General features: G+C 62.8%; 19 protein-coding genes. 13 read left to right on the forward strand and 6 right to left on the reverse strand.

Annotated features, from left to right (window positions below; genetic code table 11):
- Positions 1-216 precede the first annotated feature (216 nt).
- The 5 genes from H5J25_RS13785 to H5J25_RS13805 all read right to left on the reverse strand — a co-directional run bounded on the left by H5J25_RS13785 (position 217) and on the right by H5J25_RS13805 (position 3,308).
- Positions 217-1,158 carry a hypothetical protein gene (locus tag H5J25_RS13785; protein WP_202091888.1) on the reverse strand — a complete coding sequence of 314 codons (942 nt, stop codon included), beginning with the start codon at positions 1,156-1,158 and terminating at the stop codon, positions 217-219.
- The gene (locus H5J25_RS13790; RefSeq protein ID WP_202091890.1) at positions 1,158-1,883 is read right to left on the reverse strand and encodes a hypothetical protein; all 726 of its coding nucleotides are present in this window, start codon (positions 1,881-1,883) and stop codon (positions 1,158-1,160) included. Before H5J25_RS13790 ends, H5J25_RS13785 begins: the two co-directional genes overlap by 1 nt.
- Positions 1,883-2,143, reverse strand: a complete 261-nt coding sequence (locus H5J25_RS13795; RefSeq protein ID WP_202091893.1) for a hypothetical protein — start codon at positions 2,141-2,143, stop codon at positions 1,883-1,885. The genes H5J25_RS13790 and H5J25_RS13795 overlap by 1 nt, the downstream gene beginning before the upstream one ends.
- Complete coding sequence (locus tag H5J25_RS13800) at positions 2,140-2,460, reverse strand: hypothetical protein (RefSeq protein WP_202091895.1); 321 nt, start codon at positions 2,458-2,460, stop codon at positions 2,140-2,142. The genes H5J25_RS13795 and H5J25_RS13800 overlap by 4 nt, the downstream gene beginning before the upstream one ends.
- Before the next feature lie 167 nt (positions 2,461-2,627).
- Positions 2,628-3,308 (reverse strand): S24 family peptidase, encoded by a 681-nt coding sequence (locus H5J25_RS13805; RefSeq protein ID WP_202091896.1) that lies wholly within the window; start codon positions 3,306-3,308, stop codon positions 2,628-2,630.
- A gap of 333 nt (positions 3,309-3,641) precedes the next feature.
- Between H5J25_RS13805 and H5J25_RS13810 the strand changes: the two genes are divergently transcribed.
- From H5J25_RS13810 to H5J25_RS13825, 5 genes are all read left to right on the forward strand, one after another.
- The gene (locus H5J25_RS13810; RefSeq protein WP_202091898.1) at positions 3,642-4,673 is read left to right on the forward strand and encodes a CHC2 zinc finger domain-containing protein; all 1,032 of its coding nucleotides are present in this window, start codon (positions 3,642-3,644) and stop codon (positions 4,671-4,673) included.
- Complete coding sequence (locus H5J25_RS13815; protein WP_202091900.1) at positions 4,670-6,100, forward strand: replicative DNA helicase; 1,431 nt, start codon at positions 4,670-4,672, stop codon at positions 6,098-6,100. The genes H5J25_RS13810 and H5J25_RS13815 overlap by 4 nt, the downstream gene beginning before the upstream one ends.
- Complete coding sequence (locus H5J25_RS13820) at positions 6,093-6,887, forward strand: YdaU family protein (protein WP_202091902.1); 795 nt, start codon at positions 6,093-6,095, stop codon at positions 6,885-6,887. Before H5J25_RS13815 ends, H5J25_RS13820 begins: the two co-directional genes overlap by 8 nt.
- A complete protein-coding gene (locus H5J25_RS20780) occupies positions 6,884-7,171 on the forward strand; it encodes a hypothetical protein (RefSeq protein ID WP_225883121.1) in 288 nt (95 codons plus the stop codon). The genes H5J25_RS13820 and H5J25_RS20780 overlap by 4 nt, the downstream gene beginning before the upstream one ends.
- A 112-nt stretch (positions 7,172-7,283) precedes the next feature.
- Positions 7,284-8,075 (forward strand): hypothetical protein, encoded by a 792-nt coding sequence (locus H5J25_RS13825; protein ID WP_225883122.1) that lies wholly within the window; start codon positions 7,284-7,286, stop codon positions 8,073-8,075.
- A 347-nt stretch (positions 8,076-8,422) separates the two neighbouring features.
- Here H5J25_RS13825 and H5J25_RS13830 read toward each other — a convergent pair whose 3' ends face one another.
- Positions 8,423-8,686, reverse strand: coding sequence for a hypothetical protein (locus H5J25_RS13830; RefSeq protein ID WP_202091905.1), 264 nt, complete (start codon positions 8,684-8,686; stop codon positions 8,423-8,425).
- Here H5J25_RS13830 and H5J25_RS13835 point away from each other — a divergent pair.
- The 8 genes from H5J25_RS13835 to H5J25_RS13870 all read left to right on the forward strand — a co-directional run bounded on the left by H5J25_RS13835 (position 8,685) and on the right by H5J25_RS13870 (position 17,566).
- On the forward strand, positions 8,685-8,885 hold the full coding sequence (locus H5J25_RS13835; protein WP_202091907.1) for a hypothetical protein: 201 nt from the start codon (positions 8,685-8,687) through the stop codon (positions 8,883-8,885). The two genes, H5J25_RS13830 and H5J25_RS13835, sit on opposite strands and share 2 nt — an antisense overlap.
- A 444-nt stretch (positions 8,886-9,329) precedes the next feature.
- Positions 9,330-9,542, forward strand: coding sequence for an HNH endonuclease (locus tag H5J25_RS20785; protein ID WP_225883123.1), 213 nt, complete (start codon positions 9,330-9,332; stop codon positions 9,540-9,542).
- Between the two features lie 249 nt (positions 9,543-9,791).
- On the forward strand, positions 9,792-10,055 hold the full coding sequence (locus tag H5J25_RS13845) for a hypothetical protein (protein ID WP_202091909.1): 264 nt from the start codon (positions 9,792-9,794) through the stop codon (positions 10,053-10,055).
- Position 10,056: 1 nt separating this feature from the next.
- The gene (locus H5J25_RS13850) at positions 10,057-11,757 is read left to right on the forward strand and encodes a terminase large subunit (RefSeq protein ID WP_202091911.1); all 1,701 of its coding nucleotides are present in this window, start codon (positions 10,057-10,059) and stop codon (positions 11,755-11,757) included.
- Positions 11,750-13,684 (forward strand): phage portal protein, encoded by a 1,935-nt coding sequence (locus tag H5J25_RS13855; protein ID WP_202091913.1) that lies wholly within the window; start codon positions 11,750-11,752, stop codon positions 13,682-13,684. The genes H5J25_RS13850 and H5J25_RS13855 overlap by 8 nt, the downstream gene beginning before the upstream one ends.
- 35 nt (positions 13,685-13,719) lie before the next feature.
- Positions 13,720-14,991 (forward strand): phage major capsid protein, encoded by a 1,272-nt coding sequence (locus H5J25_RS13860; protein WP_202091915.1) that lies wholly within the window; start codon positions 13,720-13,722, stop codon positions 14,989-14,991.
- A 67-nt stretch (positions 14,992-15,058) separates the two neighbouring features.
- Entirely contained in the window at positions 15,059-15,580 is a 522-nt protein-coding gene (locus H5J25_RS13865) for a hypothetical protein (protein WP_202091918.1), read from the forward strand.
- Between the two features lie 24 nt (positions 15,581-15,604).
- Positions 15,605-17,566 carry a hypothetical protein gene (locus H5J25_RS13870; protein WP_202091919.1) on the forward strand — a complete coding sequence of 654 codons (1,962 nt, stop codon included), beginning with the start codon at positions 15,605-15,607 and terminating at the stop codon, positions 17,564-17,566.
- The last annotated feature ends 11 nt before the right edge of the window (positions 17,567-17,577 follow it).

A 17,577-nucleotide genomic window follows, 5' to 3' on the forward strand; every position in this document is an offset into this window, starting at 1 on the left:
GGGTCGCTGGCCACAAGCTGGCGGGCATCAAGCCAAGCGCGTCGATGCTGCAATCGACCTGTTCCCCGTAGGCTGGCCTCGGCATGGTCGCGGAGAGCATGGCGTCGGCCAAGATCGGCGGGCGGCGGCGGCAAAGCCCGAAACCCCAATCCTCGTCGTTGGGATCGCTATACCGAGGGTCTTCTTTCCAGAACCGGCATTTGTTGCACTGTTCGGTCATGCCGCCAGCCCCAGCGCCTGCCGAGTATCGATCAGCATCTCGGGGTGGTTCACCTCGATCGCCGCGCCGATCGCCACGCGGCGATCGTACCCGATTGGGCCAAGGCCTCCGGCAATTAATGCTTGGCAGGCGGCGAAACGCTCGTGGTCATAGTCGGCGAGATTGTCTTCCGGCTCGCTTGTGATCAATACGCGAGCACCATCCGGTTGGATCACAAGATGCACGCGCATGTGCGCTCGCCTCGTCGCCGCAATCCAATCTTCAGCGTCGAAATCCACCCGCCCCATCATGAACAAGCACCGACCAAGGTCGCAGTTCAGAAGGTCGCGAACGAAAGCGACCTGGGCCGCTCCGTCACACGATCCGCACGCTGTTGTGAGATCAGATTGATCGACTTCGAATAGGAAGTCCGTGGGGCCATGCTCGCCCAGCATTTCGCCGTAGAGCTTCACAATAAGGTCGCCCGGCGTGGCGCAGGGTGCCGAAATCATTGCGATGTATGCGCCCGCATCCGCGAGACAGAGATCCGTCTCGGCGATAGGATCTACCGGCTCAGCAGCGGCGACCGCTTCAAAGGTAAGTCGCGCCTGACGCCAATTCTCAAAGAGGGCCTTGACCGAGGGGCTTACGCAGGGCCGCTGCAGTTCAATCAAATCCCGCTGGATCTGGGCCATGTAGCGCGGATGGTGGTCAGACCAGCCGGCGTCGATATTGCGATCGAGCATGAACGCCAGCTTCTCTTTTACCTCTGTAGGGGTCGCCGCCGGGTGCATCAGCAAAGCCTCCATTGCATCGTCCTCGGCCTTGCATTCAGGCGCCCATTCCTTGGAGGTTGCGTCCCACTCCCGCCCCTCGACCGCGAGACGGTCAAAGGCAGCGTAGGCTTGGTCATAGGCGGCGCGCTTTTCAGCGAACTCGGCTGTCGTGTGGATTTGCATCAGATCTCTCCCGATGGGCGCGCGGTCGCGCCAAGAAGGAATTTCGTGTCGCGAGCGAGCCAAGGCGCGGCCTCGTCCAGCAGCCCTTCGGCGGCGGCGATTTCGAATTTTCGGAGGTACGCGGCTTCGTCAGGCGCGAGGGTGCGGATCAACCTTCGAAGCGGAAAGTCATCGGTGACGACGTCGCGCAGCTGGTCACTCGCTACCGAAAGATCGGCAACGAATTGTGATACGCCACCGCCTTCCTTTTGCCGGAACTCTTCCGTGTCGACTAAGTCGTTGAGATGAAACAGGCTGGCGTAGGTCCCCGTTGAGCGCTCAGCGTGGAAAAGGGCTTGTGCCCAATCTATCCGGATAAGGTCGACGGCAGCCGCCAGTAGCTGTTGAGCGTGACCGTCTAGGTCGCCTCGGTTGGCAACAAGCGCCAACACGCCGCCCTCGGCGAGTGCCCGGTCAAGCCAGCGATCCGGATGCTGCTTCGTCAACCCGAGCAGCAGTCGAGGAAGCGCCCCGCCCGTCGTCACCGGAAACGCGGTTTCAATTATCGCCTCGTCGGCAGCTTGGGCCTCGTCGCGCTTATCCATTTCGGCGACCGGCCAGAGATCTTCCGGCACGTCATCGTAGCGATATGCCCATTCCTTATTGGCGCGGATCCGTTCGTATGCGGAAAGGATATCGACGTCGGGGCTGTCCGGATCGAATGCCGGGATGCTGGTGATGTTCATCAGAACGCCCCCAGCTCGATCAGGCGGTTTTGTACCGCGTGAAGGTCGCGGCGTACGCCGGCCAGCGTTTCTCCCGCGAGGGTGAAGATGCACCAGACGCGGTATTCGATTGACGCTGGCCGCTGGTGAACGGCCTCCCCGAGATCGTCGTTGTTCGATTCCAGCAGGATTTCGATCCGCTCAAGGCGGGCCGCCAGATCATCGAATGCGGTGAAGGCATCGTTGATCGTGGCGGGCGCAGGCTGGATGGCGGCGCTCACGACCGCACCGTCTTCGGGGTACGCCCGATCTCAAAATGAAGATGCAGCCCCAACCACTGGAAGGTGAAGAAGCGGACCTCGCCCATGCTCTCGTCGCCGAACCGGCCTGCGGACTTATCGCTGAGCAGCTTCAAGCTGAAGGTTTCGACGGTGCCCCAATCATACCAAGGCTCGATCGCAGCGAGGACGCGGCTCAGCTTGGCGCGACGTTCGGCCCGCGCTTCTTCCTTCAGTCGGGTGAGGATGGCCGCGCTGGCGGCAGCCATGTTCGTATGTTCGCGCACCACTCGTGGCGCGCGCCGTGTCTGGGTGACCATTGGTCAACCTCCCTGCTGTGATAACAAGGGAGGCAAACCGCCTCCCGGCTTACCAGCTGGGACCGCGGCGTCGCACTATAGCGGGTCGCATCAGATCAGCTGATGCGCTCTTTTACGGTGTGCTGTAAAACACTGTCAACACGGTTAATGTGCCGTGGCACACTTTTCTATAATTCGCGGCCGTACCAGATCACGCGACCCTCAATCCGTATCTCGTCGGCGGCGACTTCGAAATCGCCGGCTACCGGGTTGTCCGACGATACGACAACGCGTCCGCTGCCTGCAGGACGAAGACGCTTGATCCCGTGCGACCCTCCAAAGTCGATCCAGTAGATCCCGTTGATACGGGACAGCGCCCGCTCGCTGATGTCGATCAGGACGCGGTCCCCAGCACGCAGGGTCGGCTCCATGCTATCTCCGATCCCTTTGACGAGACGCAGCCTATCGGACGGCGTTCGCGTGATCGATTGGATAAGCCAAAGGCTCATTCGCACCGGCTCGCTTTCGACAAATTCCTCGATCAGCGTGCCCGGCCCCATAGAGAGCGACAGATCAAGCGAGACGATGTCGGCAGTGTCGTCGCCATATGCGGTCTCGCGTTCAGCCTCGAGTGCGCCGGTCGCTTGAAGGGCCGATGGGAGCAGATCCGCAAGCGAAAGCCCGAGGGCACGAGCCAGCTTCTCCACGGTCCCGAGCTTTACGTCTTTCGTCATCCCCTGGAGGATGTCGCGAACGACCGTTTCGCCCAGCCCCGCGGTGCGCGCCAGCGCTTTCGCGCTAACGCCGCGATACTCGATCGCCTTGGAAAGTCGAAAGCGAAGGGTCTCAATTGCAGCTTCTGAAGTCATGATCCCGTTTCTCATTTTGCCGTCCGTCGCGCTAGCAGGTGATGTATCACACCTTTAGCCTTGCCAATGTGTTACGGCACACCCTATAAATTCGGGATGCTTGACCCATTACGAGACGAAATCGAAGCCTTTCTCAGGCTTACGGGCATGAAGCCCACGACCTTCAGCATCCGTGCGACCCGCGACCGACACTTCGTCAGGAAGCTACGGCTGGGGCGGCGCGTCTGGCCAGAGACGGCCGACCGCGTCCGGAAATTTATGCGGACCTTCGATCCGAATACGGAGTCGCTGCCGGCGGCACGACAAAGCCCCTGCTTGGCCGAAGCATAGGCCGTGGCAACCCCGCGTCATACACCTCGGCGCCGCGGCGTTGACGAGGCCGAGTTTCGGCGGCTCGTCGATGAAGCGAAGGCACGACATAATCTGTCCGACGTGATCGGGCGACACACGAAACTTAAGCGGCGCGGCGGTCGCGAGATGGTCGGCCTATGCCCCTTTCATTCCGAGAAGAGCCCGAGTTTTGAGGTGAACGACACGAAGGGCACCTATCACTGTTGGGGCTGCGGCGTCGGCGGTGACGCAATGTCGTTCCTGATGAAGCGCGACGGCATGTCGTTCCGCGACGCCTATCAGGCGTTGGCTGGCGACGCGTTCCCGCTGGTCAGCCCCGAGGAACAGGCGAAGCGAAAACGGGAAGACGCTGAGGCATTGTCACGCCGCATCGCTGTCGCGCGGGAGATATGGGACAGCTCCGTCCCGCCCGAGGGGACCGCCGCCGAAGTTTACGCCCGTCAGCGTGGGATCACCGGGCCGCTTCCGGACAGTGTCCGATTCGTGATGACTGCCCGGTACCGGAATGACGAGACTGGCGAAATCGGACGCGATTACCCAGCGATGGTCTGCGCCCTGCAGAACGCGGACGACGTCGTCGTCGGCGTGCAATGCGTGTTCCTGGCGGACGGGGGCAAGCGGAAGTTCGAGCGGCTCCGACCTGACGGCAGCACGGCGAAAGCGAAGTTGAGTTTCGGGGCGATCGTCGGCTCGGCGTTCAGGACACGCGGCATGACCGCGCCGATCGGGGACGAGATCGTTGTCTGCGAAGGTCCGGAAGACGGACTTACGTTGGCGCAAGAGTTTCCCGACCGGTCGACGTGGGTCGCGTGCGGAACCGCTCTGATGCCCCAGCTGCAAATGCCGGCGCGCATCCGGCGCGTCGTGCTTGCCGGAGACAATAACGCCGCCGGGCGGCTCGCGGTTGAAACGGCGATCACCGCCCTCGGCGAACGCGGATTGGCAGTCCGCGCCATGTGGCCGGCGGATGGCTATAAAGATTGGAACGACATGCTGCGTGGTATCAAGTCATGAGCAGCCCGTTTTCGGAGCAATTGGACGCCGCCAGCGGGTCCACCCTATACAACGTCGAGGCCGAACTTAGCCTGCTAGGCGATCTTCTTGCCGACAATCGGCTGATAGACCACGTTGCTGACCGGCTGCGCGGTGCCGACTTCTCGGTGCCGCTGTACGGCCGGATATTCAGCCGGATATTGGAGCAGGCCCCGGTCGGGGCGGTCGATGCGATTACGCTCGCACCCTTCTTCCGTGAGGAAGACGACTGGTCACGCACGTTCGCGGTGCTGTCGGCGGCGGCGCTGAACGCCGGGCCGCGCGCCCGAACGAAAGCCCATTTCAACCAGATCACGATGCTTTCGAGCCGTCGCAGACTGATCGCCGGGCTGCACGACGTTATCGCCTCTGCCGCAAATCTGGAGGTGACCAAGGAAGAGCTGGTTTCCAACGCCGACGAAGCGGTGGCAGAGATCGCTGAGCAGATCGAAACCCGTCAGGCTTCGGTCGGGACTTACGCTCAAGTCGTGATCGACAGCTTCGGCCGCCCGATTGTCGGGGTAAGGTCCGGCCTGATCGGCTCGCTGGATGATGCTCTCGGCGTCCTGCGGCCCAGCGACCTGATCGTCGTCGGCGGGCGCCCTGGCATGGGCAAGACGTCACTCGTCACGTCCTACGCGATCGGCGCGGCGGGTCAGGGTAGCGGTGTGCTGATCTTCTCGCTGGAGATGAGCGCGGATCAGCTAACCCGTCGTATGCTGTCCGACCTGTGCTTCTCGGTGCGCGGCGGCGTGCTTTACGAGCGCGTGCGAGACGGCACAGTCAGGGGCGCCGAAATTGACGCCGTACGGGCAGCCAAAACGCGCTTCGACGCTATGCCCCTCGAGATCAACGACACGCCTGGTCTCACCTATCTCTCCCTGATCCGGCAAGCACGAAGCCATAAACGGAAGCTGGCCGCGGCGGGGCAGACCCTCGACCTCGTCATCGTCGATTACCTTCAGATGATGGCACACAGCAGACGGGGGATGAGTCCCTACGAGCATGCGAGCGAGGTCAGCCGCGCGTTGAAGGAGTTCGCCAAAGCTGAGAACCTCGTGGTCATGGCCGTCGCCCAGCTCAGCCGCGACGTGGAAAAGCGGCCCGACAAGCGCCCTATCCCGGCGGACCTGCGCGACAGCGGACAGATCGAGCAGGACGCCGACGCGATCCTGTTCGTTTATCGCGAGGAAGAATACCTCCGACGCACCGAACCCGAAGACCAGTTCGGCGGCAAGTATGAGGCATGGCGCAAGGATATGGACGCCGTTCGGAACAAGGTCGAGTTCCTTGTCCCGAAGCGCCGTCATGGCCCGTCAGGCAAGGCTATGGGCTGGTTCTTCGGCGCCAATGCCGCGGTGCGAAGCGCCGATTTCTATCGCAATTCTGAGGAGCCTCCACGTGGCTGACTTTCCCGCGCTCCCCCTTTGGACGGACGCCTATCTTGGCGACACCATGCACCTCGATGTCACAGAGCATGGCGCATACTTGCTGCTGCTCATCAGCGCGTGGCGATCGCCTGATACTCAGCTGCCCGACGACGACGTACGGCTTGCTCGATATGCGCGTTGTTCAATCAAGCAATGGAAGCGGGTTCGCATTGTCCTGGCACCCTTTTTCGAGATCGAAGGCGGTTATTGGACGCAGGCAAGGCTATCCAAAGAGAAAGAGTACGTCGCCAAGCGGAGTGCCAAGGCGCAGGCCAACGGGAAAGCCGGTGGGATCGCTAACTCATTGAAAAACAAGGATCGAGGGCAAGCAACCCTAGTAGCAAACGGCGAGCAAACCGATAGCAAACCAGCAAGCGAAATCGGCAGCGAACGCGTACCACCCATACCCACACCCACTTCCGTATCTAACGATACGGGCGCCGCAGCGCCGGAAATCGATCCAGTGAAGCTGCTGTTCGACACCGCAAGCGCCCTGCTGAAGGACGCCGGTTCCAACGATAAGCAGTCGCGCTCGATCGTCGGGAAGTGGCGGCGGCAGTTCGGCGACGAGAAGGCGATGTCCGCGGTGCTGGCGGCGAAGAGCCGGGGCGTGTCCGAACCGATCGAATGGATCACGAAGCGCCTGAACACGCTGCAGGAACCCGAAAACGAGGCCCGCCAAATCAGTCATGCGCGGGCGGAACGGTATCGCCAGATGGATATGCCCGGCCCGCCTGCCGAGCAGCTGAAAGCGGAGCCGGTATGACCTGGCGGCGGCAAGAGCGGCGTTACGACAAGGGCGTGCGGGTGCGCGTCGACGCCCCGGGCTGGCCGATCCACGGCCTGACGGGCGCCATCGACATGGACATGGCTACGGCGGCGTCACCCTGCATCATCCGTCTCGATAACGGGAAACAAACGGCAACGGGCAGCGCCGAGGTGGCAAGGCTTCGGGATCAGTCTGGGGGGCTGCGGAATGACATCGAAAGAAACGCAGGCGCAGCGGATCGCCCGCGCACGGCAAGCATTGGCCGATTTCGCTGCCGCTAATCCTGGCGCAGTCGATAGGGTCAACCTTCGCCTGAGCAGGATTGACGCTGCGCGGAAGCGCGAGCGGGACCGGTTCGAAACGCGCGTCCTGGGCCGCTTGCCTGAACCGCCGGTGTTCAAGAAGCCGAAAGGCATGACGGCCAGCGTATGGAGGCGGGAACAGGCAAAGCTCATAGCTGAGGCGCAGGCGGCACAATCCCTGTCCGTTAAGTGGGCGCATAAGCAGGGCACGCCCGAGACGCTCGAGCATGCATCGAACACGCATGAAGGCGCGCTTGCCCAGCTCTGTGCGAACGGGACGATAAATGCGGAGCAACTCGAATGGACGGCGCAGATAGCGAACGTCCATCGCAGCATTGCGTCGGACGTCGTGGTGAAGGTCGCCAGCTTCGAAGCCCGGGTCGACCAGTCGACGCGTGGCGGCGATGTCGGGGAGCGGATCCACCGCGTCCGCATGCATCACGCCTACGGGATATGGCGCGAGATGCTGCCGGCCCCGAAGACGCTGGTCCTCGACATGATCGTGGGCGACGCGATCGGCTACACGGTCGCCGCGGTACGTCACCGGGTCCATAACCGGAAGGCGAAGCGGCTGCTGCTGGAGGCAATTGCCCGGTGGCCTATGTCCGTGGCGGCGGCGTTCAGTGCGATCGACCAGGGCATGGTCGATGCCATGAACCGTCTCGACGAAGCACCAGTCCGGCTTACCCCGCATCCATTCGGAAATGACAGCGAGCCGAGCTATGATCAGAGCCGAGCCCAAGAGTTTGGGCGCGAGGCCACGGACGAGCCCTATCTGCTGCCAGCGATCGACGCCGACTTCCTCGACGAGAAGGGGCACCTGAAGCCGTGGGCGGACATCGCCCGGATCGTTCGAGAAAAGGTGGCGGCACTCAGCGAATAGGACTTGCAGGTGGCCACGAAAAGTGCCAAAAAACCCTTGGAACAATTGCGTCCAACGCAGTTCCTCGAACTTCCCTAACCCGCCTCGTGCGGGTTTCTTTTTGTCCATCCCGCTTCGGCGGATGGCAGATATCCGCCGTTAATTATCCTCAGTCATTTCGCGGGAAGCCGGTTGCGTTACAGGGACGGTGCGGACCCACCGCCAACTGGCCCATCCCCCAAAGGTGGGCCATTTTTGCTGGGCTGTGTTTCCTACGTCATTGTGCGACATAGGCTGGAGCCGATAGAAATCGGCAAGCGTACAACTCCCTCGGCCCGCCTATCCCACCATGGCGGGCCGACATTCCCTTAGCCGCGCGCCTCTCTGATCCCGACGCTTTCGCTGATCAGACGCGACAACTCTTTGATGCGCGTGGTCAGTTCGAGATGCTGTGGCCCGGCGTGAACCCCGCGCTGCTCGAGCATATGCAGCTGGATACGAAGGTCGACACGCTCGTCGTCCCAGTCATCCTTCACCCGGCTCTTTGGTCGCGTCATTTTCGATTCCCCCTTGCCGGGCCGATCAACCCATTCCGTCGATGCGGCAATGATCCAGATCATGAGGTGGCCCATGAACGTCGCGCCTTGGACGGTGATCGGATGGATCGTCGTCGCCATCCTGATCCTGTCGATCATCATCACCCCGATCGCGCTGTACGTGATGACGCAGCGGCACCGCCGGTGGCGGGAGCAACTCGACGCGGACTGGAAGGCCATCCAGTCGGATATTCAAACCGGGCCGAAACGGTCGGCCGGTCGCTTTCGCCTATGATGCTGGCGACGCTCAACCGGCGTCTGACCAGCACGAACCGCGTTCGCGTACCTGCGCTGGCACGGGCATGGATAGGAAGCCGAGGCCAGCCCGACCGACGCGCCCGCATAGCCAAGCTGCTGGAGCGCGCAGGCGTCACGATCGGCACGATATGACCGACGACGAGTTCCTCTATGGCGTCCCGGGCAGGGTCTATCACGGCCTGCTTGGTACGCTGGATCTTCGACCGCCACCGCACCCACCGCATCCGGGCGCGATGACGAGGCAGCGCCGCAGGGCTGCGGCCCGGCGGCGTAGCGGGGTGACACCATCGTCAAGCTGACCGCCCTACCTAACCGCCTCGCATCGCTGCCCCCAAGGCTGACGTCGTTTACCACCGGGGATAAGGGGCGCTTCCAAGCGAACCCTTGGCGCGCATGGTACAGCACGCCCCGGTGGCGCGCGGTGCGCCTGCGGGTATTCGAGCGGGACGGGTACACCTGCCAGTGGCCGGGATGCGGGCGCGTCGAGGGCAATACCTCCCTGCTAGTCGCCGACCACGACAAGCCCCACCACGGCGATCCGGTGATCTTCTGGGACGAGGACGGCATCAAGACCCTGTGCAAGCCCTGCCATGACGGACCGAAGCAGCGGGCCGAGATCGCCGGGCGCCTGTAGCGGCGGCACCCCCTGCCCCCTCCCGCCGAGGCGACCGGAGCCCCGACCCGACCCGATCCGCCCCCGACCGGGGGGGTATCGGAAATCCGGGCACCGCCGCCCTTCTAATACCGCATCCGTGCCACGCGCAGATAATTTTCGGTCGTTTGAATAAATCGGCCGAAATTCAAAGGATGATTTATGGCCCGAGGTGGTGCCCGTCCCGGCGCAGGCCGGCCGCGGAAAACGGCTGATCCGAAGCCGAAGACGATGACGAAAGCGCAGATTGCAGACGCGGCCGACGCCGCCCAGCTGTCGCCGCTGGAGTTCATGCTGGCAGCAATGAACGACCCGTCGCACGATTTGAAATTCCGCGCGCAAATGGCGCAGGCCGCAGCGCCTTACGTCCACGGTAAGCCGGGCGAGGAAAAGGCCGGCAAGAAAGCTGCCGCGCAGGATCGAGCGCGCGAAGTTGCGGGAGGCAACCGGTTTCGACCGGTGGGCACGCCGTCGCTGAGCGTCGTGAAGCAGTAAGTTGACCGCGCCCGTCTGGTCGACGGCCTGCCTCGACTGGAAACGTCGCATTAGCGATCGGCGCTCGCTGATCCCGTTCTCGCCGCTGTTCCCGGCATCTGCCGAAGCGAAGATGGCCGTGTTCAGTTCTCTGAAGATTGTGGACCTGCCCGGCCAGCCGACGTTCGGCGAAGCCAGCGACGAATGGCTGCTCGACTTCGCCGCGGCGGTCTTCGGGGCGTTCGATCCGGAGACGAACCGGCAGCTCATCAACGAATACATGCTGCTGATCAGCAAGAAGAACACCAAGTCGACGCTGGCCGCGGGCATCATGCTGACCGAACTGGCGTGCGGGTTCCGCGCCTATTACGAAAATCTGATCCTGGCACCGACGAAGGAAGTCGCGTCCAACAGCTTCGGTCCTGCGATGGGCATGATCGCTGCGGACGAAGAGCTAAGCGATCTGCTTAAACCGCAGGAACATCTCAGGCTCATCACGCACCGCGAGATGAAATCAACGCTGAAGGTCGTCGCGGCGGACAGCAACACGGTCGCGGGCAAGAAGGCCAGCCGGGTACTCATCGACGAGCTTTGGCTGTTCGGCGAAATGAACGGCGCCGACTCAATGCTGAAGGAAGCGACCGGCGGACAGGTCAGCCGACCGGAGGGCTACACGATCTATCTGACGACGCAGTCGGACAAACCCCCGGCCGGCGTCTTCAAGCAGAAGCTGAACTATTTCCGGGACGTCCGCGACGGCATCATCGAGGATCGCCGCAAGCTGCCGGTCCTCTACGAATATCCGGACGAGATGGTCGCGGCCGGTGACCATCTGAAACCCGCAAACTTCTACGTCACGAACCCGAACATCGGCCGATCCGTCACGCAAGAGTGGCTGGAAGAGAAAGCGGCCGAGGCAGATCACGAAGCAGACGGCCCTAAGGCCGTGTTCTACGCGAAACATTTGAACGTGGAGATCGGTGTCGGGCTTCGGCACGACGCTTGGGCCGGGGCACTCTACTGGCTGGGCGCGACGGCTGTGCCGGAAGTCTGGGACGGATCGCTTAAACAGTTTCTGGAGATCGTCGAGGTCGCGTGCGCTGGAGTCGATGGCGGCGGACTGGACGATCTGCTTGGTCTGACGCTGATCGGAAGGCACCGGATCACGAAGCAGTGGCTGACGTGGTCGCATGCTTGGGCGCAGCTGGACGTATTCGAGCGCCGCAAAGACATCGTTTCGCGGCTTGAGGATTTTATAGCCGAGGGCACGCTGACGAAGTGTGAAACGGCAACGCAGGATCTAATCGAACTCGCAGACATACTGGAGCGGGTGAACGACGCCGGGCTATTCCCAGACGAATACGCGATCGGGCTCGATCCTGCGGGCATCGCCGCGATCGTCGACGAGCTGGTCGGACGCGGCTTCACGGAAAAGCAGATGCTGGCAATCACGCAGGGCTTCCGGCTGTCCCCCGCTGTGTGGGGATCGGAGCGAAAGCTGAAAGACGGCACCCTGATCCACGCCGATCAGGAACTCATGAACTGGTGCGTCGGCAACGCCAAAGCCGAACAGCGCGGCAATGCCGTCCTGATCACCAAGCAGGTCGCCGGCAAGGCGAAGATCGATCCTCTGATCGCACTTTTCAACGGGGTGATGCTGATGTCGCGAAATCCCGAAGCCACCGCCGGCAACGTTGATGCTTGGATCGCCAGCTATGGTTGACGGCTATCGGCTGTCGAGCCGAGCCGCGGCAAACGAAAACAAGTGGCGCGCGGAGCGTGTCGGACCGGGCAAAGGCATCGTCGTCAGCGGTTTCCCTGGCGAAGCCGTCGCTGCGAACCGGAATGATTTCGAGACGAACCGCGTTTCCATCCAGACCTATAGCGACGCCACCACCGGTTCGGCCGGTGCCGCAGTCGGCCTATCGGCGGCCGGCGCATGCGTCTCGTTCTGGTCGGGTAACATTGCGGGGCTTCCGCTGCACGTCCTGCGCAAAGGTCCGAACGGCGTTGACACGGCGGCGCCGGATCATCCGCTTTACTGGCTGCTCCACGACAGCCCGAACTATGACCAGAGCGCGTTCGACTTCTGGGAATACCTGATCGATTCCCTCGAATGGCATGGGAACGCCTATGCGACGCTCGATCGCCGCGAAGACGGCGCCCTCGTCTCCCTTACGCCCGTCGATCCGACGATCATCACCGCAAAGCGCCGGCTCGACGGCGTAATCGAGTACCGCTGGTGGGCGAACGGCCGGAGCAACGTCCGCACGCAAAGCGAGATGCTTCATATCCGCGGTCGCGGCGGCGACGCGCTGGGCGGGCTATCCACCCTCTCCTTGTATCGCCGCGCGCTTGGCTCGGCGCAGGCCACGGAATCGTCCGCCTCTACGATCTTTTCGAACGGGGTGCGGTCGAGCGGCGTTCTTTCTACGGACCAGCGCCTCGACAGGGAGCAGCGCGAAACGTTTGAAACCCTGCTCCAGGACAAGTTCGTCGGCGCCCATAACGCTGGTCGGCCGATGCTTTTGGACAACAACCTGAAGTGGACGCCGCTATCGATCAGCCCGGTCGATGCCGAAATGATCGAAGCGCGCCGCCTCGGCATGGAGATCGTTTGCCAGATCTTCGAAGTCGATCCGCACCTCGTCGGTATCACGTCCGGAAACACGAAGCTCGGCAGCAGCATTGGCGATCAGACGCTCTCGCTCGTGAAGTTCAAGATGCACAAGCGGCTGAAGCGCATCGAAGGCGCGCTCGAAAAGCAGCTGCTGACCCGAGGCGATCGCCGGAACGGCATATCGATCAAGTTTAACCTTGAAGGCTTCCTGCGCGCCGACAGTCTCGGCCGCGCCAAATACTACGACCTGATGAAGCAGTTCATGACGGTCAACGAGGTTCGGGCGCTGGAAGGGCTGCCCCCGTCCCCGGCGGCGACGTCATCTATCGCCAAATGCAGGATCAACCCCTCTCCGGTCGCGGCATCGGTGACAACGGCGGGCCACCGCTGGAGAACCACAATGAGTGAACTAGGTTACGGCTTCGAAATCAAAGCGATCGACGAGGCGGGCTACATCTCCGGTGTAGCGGCCGGCTATGGCAACATCGATCACGGCGGCGACGTGATCATGCCCGGCGCGCTGACGAAGGCGATCGCCGGGCGCACCAGCGTCCCGATGCTCCTGTTTCACGATCACAAGCAGCCGGTCGGATCGTGGGCGAAGTTCGACGAAAACCCGCAATCGCTGAATGTCGAGGGTCGCTTCGCCATGAAGTCGGCCGCCGGGCGCGAGGCGCACGCGCTGGCCGAGGCCGGCGCGCTGCCGGGCCTGTCGATCGGCTACAAGACGATCCGGCACAAGTTCGAGGGCAAGGTCCGCCAGTTGCACGAACTGGCGCTGCACGAGGTGTCGCTGGTGCCGGTCGGCATGAACGACCGCGCCGTCGTGCGCCAGATCAAGTCGCTTATCGAGGACGGCGGAATGCCGACCCTCCCGCAATTTGAGGATTTCCTGCGCGAGGCAGGGTTCTCGAAGACGCAGGCCTCCGCGATCGCGGGCAAAGGCCTGTCCTCTCTGCTCCGGGGTGAGCCCGGCAGTGAACCCGACGCCGACTTCTGGTCGGCAATGGCGGCGCAGTTTCGCGCCTGACCTCACACTACCCCCCAATATCCCCGGAGAATGAAATGCGTAAATTTGGATTGATGGGCAGCGCGATGGCGCTGCTCGGGCCGATGTCGGCTGTCGAGCGGTCGCGTGGCCGCTACATGCGCGGCCCGGACGGTCACGAAGGCAAGTCCGCGACCGAGCTGGCGAGCGAAACGAAGGCGCTGTTCGACAAGAAGTTCGACGAGGTGAAGGCCATCGCCGAGGACGCCATCGGTCGCGCACGCGCTGGCGAGGACATGACCAAGAGCGCCAAGGAACTCGCCGATCAGGCGATGACCGGCTTTAACGAGGTCAAGGGTCGTCTCGACGACCTTGATCAGAAGCTGGCACGTCCGGCCGGCGAAGGCGGCAGCGAAACCAAGAGCTACGGCCAGCAGGTCGCCGAAGCCGATGGCATCAAGGAACTGGCGAGCAAGGAGCGCAACTCGCTCCGGATCGAACTGAAGGCGATCACGACCGCCAGCGGTTCCGGCGGTGGCCTGATCATGAGCCAGCGCGAGACCGAAGTGGTCGGCATTCCTCGCCGGCCTGACGTCGTGTTGCGCGATCTGCTCACCGTGATGCCGATCACCACCGGCTCGGTCGAATATCCGAAGCAGAGCGTGCGCACGAACGCCGCGGCCCCGGTCGCTGAGGGCACGACCAAGCCGTACAGCAACTACGGCTGGACGAAGGCCACTGCCAACGTGAAGACGATCGCCCATCTGGCGAAGCTGACCCGTCAGACGATGGATGACGCTCCCCGGCTCCAGGCCGAAGTCGATGCCGAAATGCGGTATGGCCTGAAGCTGGTCGAGGACGCGCAGATCCTGCTCGGCGACGGCACCGGCGAGAACCTGTACGGCCTGATGCCGCAGGCGACGCCGTATGCCCTCCCGACCGGAGCGACCGCACCGCTGACCAGCATCGACAAGCTGCGTATGGCGTATCTTCAGGCGTTCCTCGCGCTGTACCCGCCGGACGGCGCGGTTCTCAGCCCGGTCGATTGGGCGAACATCGAACTGACCAAGGATGCCGCGGGCGGGTATATCTTTGCCAACCCGCTGCAGATGGCCGGCCCGACCCTGTGGGGTAAGCCGATCGCCGAGACGCAGTCGATGACGGTGGGCAACTTCCTCGTCGGCGCCTTCAAGCAGGCCGCAACCCTGTACGATCGCCTGACGCCGGAAGTTCTGATCTCGTCCGAAAACGCGGACGACTTCGAAAAGAACCTCCTGACCATGCGATGCGAAGAGCGCGTCGCGCTGGCCGTGAAGCGCGCAGCCGCGCTGATCAAGGGCACCTTCTAACCTCCGCCCACCCCTGCGGTAACCTCCGGGCGGCCTTAACCGGCCGCCCGTTTTTTCGGAGAGTATGATGACGAAATTCACGACGCTTTCTCAGCATATCGGCGACGCAAACCACCTCTATGAAGTTGGCGAGCCGCGCGAGATCGACGAGCCGGGCAACGCCCAGCACCTGTTCAACGACAAGGTCCTCGGGCCGTACGACGAGGCGGCCGAACAGGCATGGCGCGACAGCGCTGAGGCCCGCGCCAAGGCCGAGCCAGCGACGAAGGTCGATGCGGACAACACGCTCGCCTCGCTGGCAGACAGCAAGGCTACGTTCGGCGCCGAAATCGAGGGGCTGAAGGGCGACCTTGACGCAGCACGGGCCGACCTGACGACCGCTCAGGCGACGATCGCTGCCCTGACGCAGGAACGCGACGAGGCGCACCGCCAGATGAACGACGAGGTTCAGTCTCGCGATTCCGCGCGCGGCGAACTCGCCACTGCGCTCGAAACGGTGACGGCACTGACCGCCGAACGCGACACGCTGACGACCGAGCGCGATGCGCTGAAGGCAGCAGCGAAGCCGCACGCCGCGAAGCCCAAGTAAACCGACCAGCCGCGAGGAACGATCATGGCACGTAAACCAGCAGGCCGTTCCCGCGGCTACGTCGTCGTCAACCCGAGCAAGGCGATCTTCCCGCCGGGCGCCCCGGTTGGCCCTTACCCCGGCCAGACCGGCAATCCTGTGGCCTCGTTCACGCAGCAGCCAACGCTCAGCGCATCAACCGGCACGGTCGGACAGACTTTCACCGCCACGGCCGGGATCGTCGCAAACGGTTCTGTCACCTCGCGCGTTTGGAAGCTAGGCGGCACGACGATCAGCACATCGCTAACAGCTACGCCCAGCGCCGCCGGTACGCTCACATATCAGGAGTTCGCGGGGTCTGTCGGCTCTACGATCCGGTCTGTCACCGTTGCGGCGGTCGCTACGCCCACGTTTTCAGCACAGCCGACCGTTGCGCCCGCAAGCGCCAGCGCGGGCCAGACGTTTACCGCGACACCCGGAACAGTCGCAAACGGCTCGATCGACCGACGCGAGTGGCGCTTGGCTGGAACAGTTGTCAGCACCGCGCTGACCTACGTTTCTACGGCATCGGGTGCGCTGACGTATCAAGAGTTCGCCGGTGCCGTTGCGTCAAACCTGATCGCGGCCACCGTATCGGCAGCATCGGGCCTTCCCGCCGCCTTCGACAACATGGTCCTCGACCTCGACCCTGAGACGCTTACCGGCGCCGACAATTCCAACGTCCCGACGTGGACCGACGCAAAGAGCGGTATTGCCTTTACCGCATTCAACACGAACCCGAAGCTGGGAACCACTGGCGGCTACAACGGCAAGAAATTCGTCACCGGCAACGCCTCCGGTATGCGCTGCCTCGCGGCCGATATGGGCATCCTCAAGACGACTTTGGATACTCGGAAGTACACGGTATTCGCGGTGGTCGATCAGGTGCAGGCCGCTTCTCAGTCTTGCTTCTTTGGGGCGGGCGGCAACAATCGGCTGTATATGACGGCAGATGGCGCGCAGGTCGGGATGGTAACCGGCGGTCGCAGCACTATCACTCACCCAGCTACGGCCTACACGACCATCGCCTATACGGCCACCAATGCCACTACGCTTGGAGGATCAACCTCGAATCTGGGCCGCACATTCGTCTACGGTGAGCCATTCAGTAGCGACAATATTAACATCCCAACCAGCACCGACAACGCCGCCACGCCTAGCACAACGCCACTGGACATAGGCTTGTTCTCTAACGGTGCTGGGTCGGGACTGGCCAAGCTGCGCCTTCATCGCCTGTTCGTATTCGCCGGGGAGAAAAGTGTCGCAGAAGTACGCGCGATCCAGGCGTACATGGACACGTATTTCGCGCAGACGCACCCAGCCAAGACATTCGGCAAGTTCCTCGCAATCGACGGGGACAGTCGTTCGGTGGGTGTTGGCGCAACGCAGGCTATTGGCGCTGGGATCAACAGTACATACCAGCAGCTTGTCGCCACCGGCTTGGGTTATCCTGTGGGCGCGTGGGGGTGCTACGCGATTGGTGGCATCACTGCCGCAAACAATCTCACGAAGGCCCCCTCTGAACTGGACGGGCTGTTTACCCGATACGCCGTGCCGATCCGGCATGTATTCGAGAACTTCTACAACTCGCGGGCGCTCCCAGTTGGCTCTCTCACCAGCCCGGCGTCGGGTACGCTGTCCCAGCAGACGAAGGACTATTTTACCGCCCGCAAGGCTGCGTGGGGGTCCGGAAACAGCAAGCAGATCGCATGCGGTCCCATCGACCATACCGACATTTACACGCCTCCAGCGAGCGGGTGGGCCACCGAGATCGTCGCCAACTGGGCACAGCTCGGGGTGGACGGCTTCGCAAACATCTGGGCCACATCGCTGGGCGGAGACGCTGCGTGCCCGAACACTGCGCCCTATGCTCCTTGGAACAACGATGGCGTCCACCTCCTGATCGCGGGACAGACTATCCAGGCGAACACTGTCATCACCGCCTCCCAGTCCATCGCGGGCTGGTGAGTGGCGAACCA

Origin of the sequence: Sphingomonas aliaeris (genome assembly GCF_016743815.1) — a bacterium.
GTDB lineage: Bacteria > Pseudomonadota > Alphaproteobacteria > Sphingomonadales > Sphingomonadaceae > Sphingomonas > Sphingomonas aliaeris.

Coding starts and splice junctions, on each gene's coding strand:
- H5J25_RS13870 (WP_202091919.1), top strand. CDS start 15,605: ATGGCACGTAAACCAGCAGGCCGTTCCCGCGGCTACGTCGTCGTCAAC.
- H5J25_RS13785 (WP_202091888.1), bottom strand. CDS start 1,158: ATGCAAATCCACACGACAGCCGAGTTCGCTGAAAAGCGCGCCGCCTAT.
- H5J25_RS13800 (WP_202091895.1), bottom strand. CDS start 2,460: ATGGTCACCCAGACACGGCGCGCGCCACGAGTGGTGCGCGAACATACG.
- H5J25_RS13835 (WP_202091907.1), top strand. CDS start 8,685: ATGAACGTCGCGCCTTGGACGGTGATCGGATGGATCGTCGTCGCCATC.
- H5J25_RS13845 (WP_202091909.1), top strand. CDS start 9,792: ATGACGAAAGCGCAGATTGCAGACGCGGCCGACGCCGCCCAGCTGTCG.
- H5J25_RS20780 (WP_225883121.1), top strand. CDS start 6,884: ATGACCTGGCGGCGGCAAGAGCGGCGTTACGACAAGGGCGTGCGGGTG.
- H5J25_RS13865 (WP_202091918.1), top strand. CDS start 15,059: ATGACGAAATTCACGACGCTTTCTCAGCATATCGGCGACGCAAACCAC.
- H5J25_RS13860 (WP_202091915.1), top strand. CDS start 13,720: ATGCGTAAATTTGGATTGATGGGCAGCGCGATGGCGCTGCTCGGGCCG.
- H5J25_RS13830 (WP_202091905.1), bottom strand. CDS start 8,686: ATGGGCCACCTCATGATCTGGATCATTGCCGCATCGACGGAATGGGTT.
- H5J25_RS13805 (WP_202091896.1), bottom strand. CDS start 3,308: ATGACTTCAGAAGCTGCAATTGAGACCCTTCGCTTTCGACTTTCCAAG.
- H5J25_RS13855 (WP_202091913.1), top strand. CDS start 11,750: ATGGTTGACGGCTATCGGCTGTCGAGCCGAGCCGCGGCAAACGAAAAC.
- H5J25_RS13790 (WP_202091890.1), bottom strand. CDS start 1,883: ATGAACATCACCAGCATCCCGGCATTCGATCCGGACAGCCCCGACGTC.
- H5J25_RS13815 (WP_202091900.1), top strand. CDS start 4,670: ATGAGCAGCCCGTTTTCGGAGCAATTGGACGCCGCCAGCGGGTCCACC.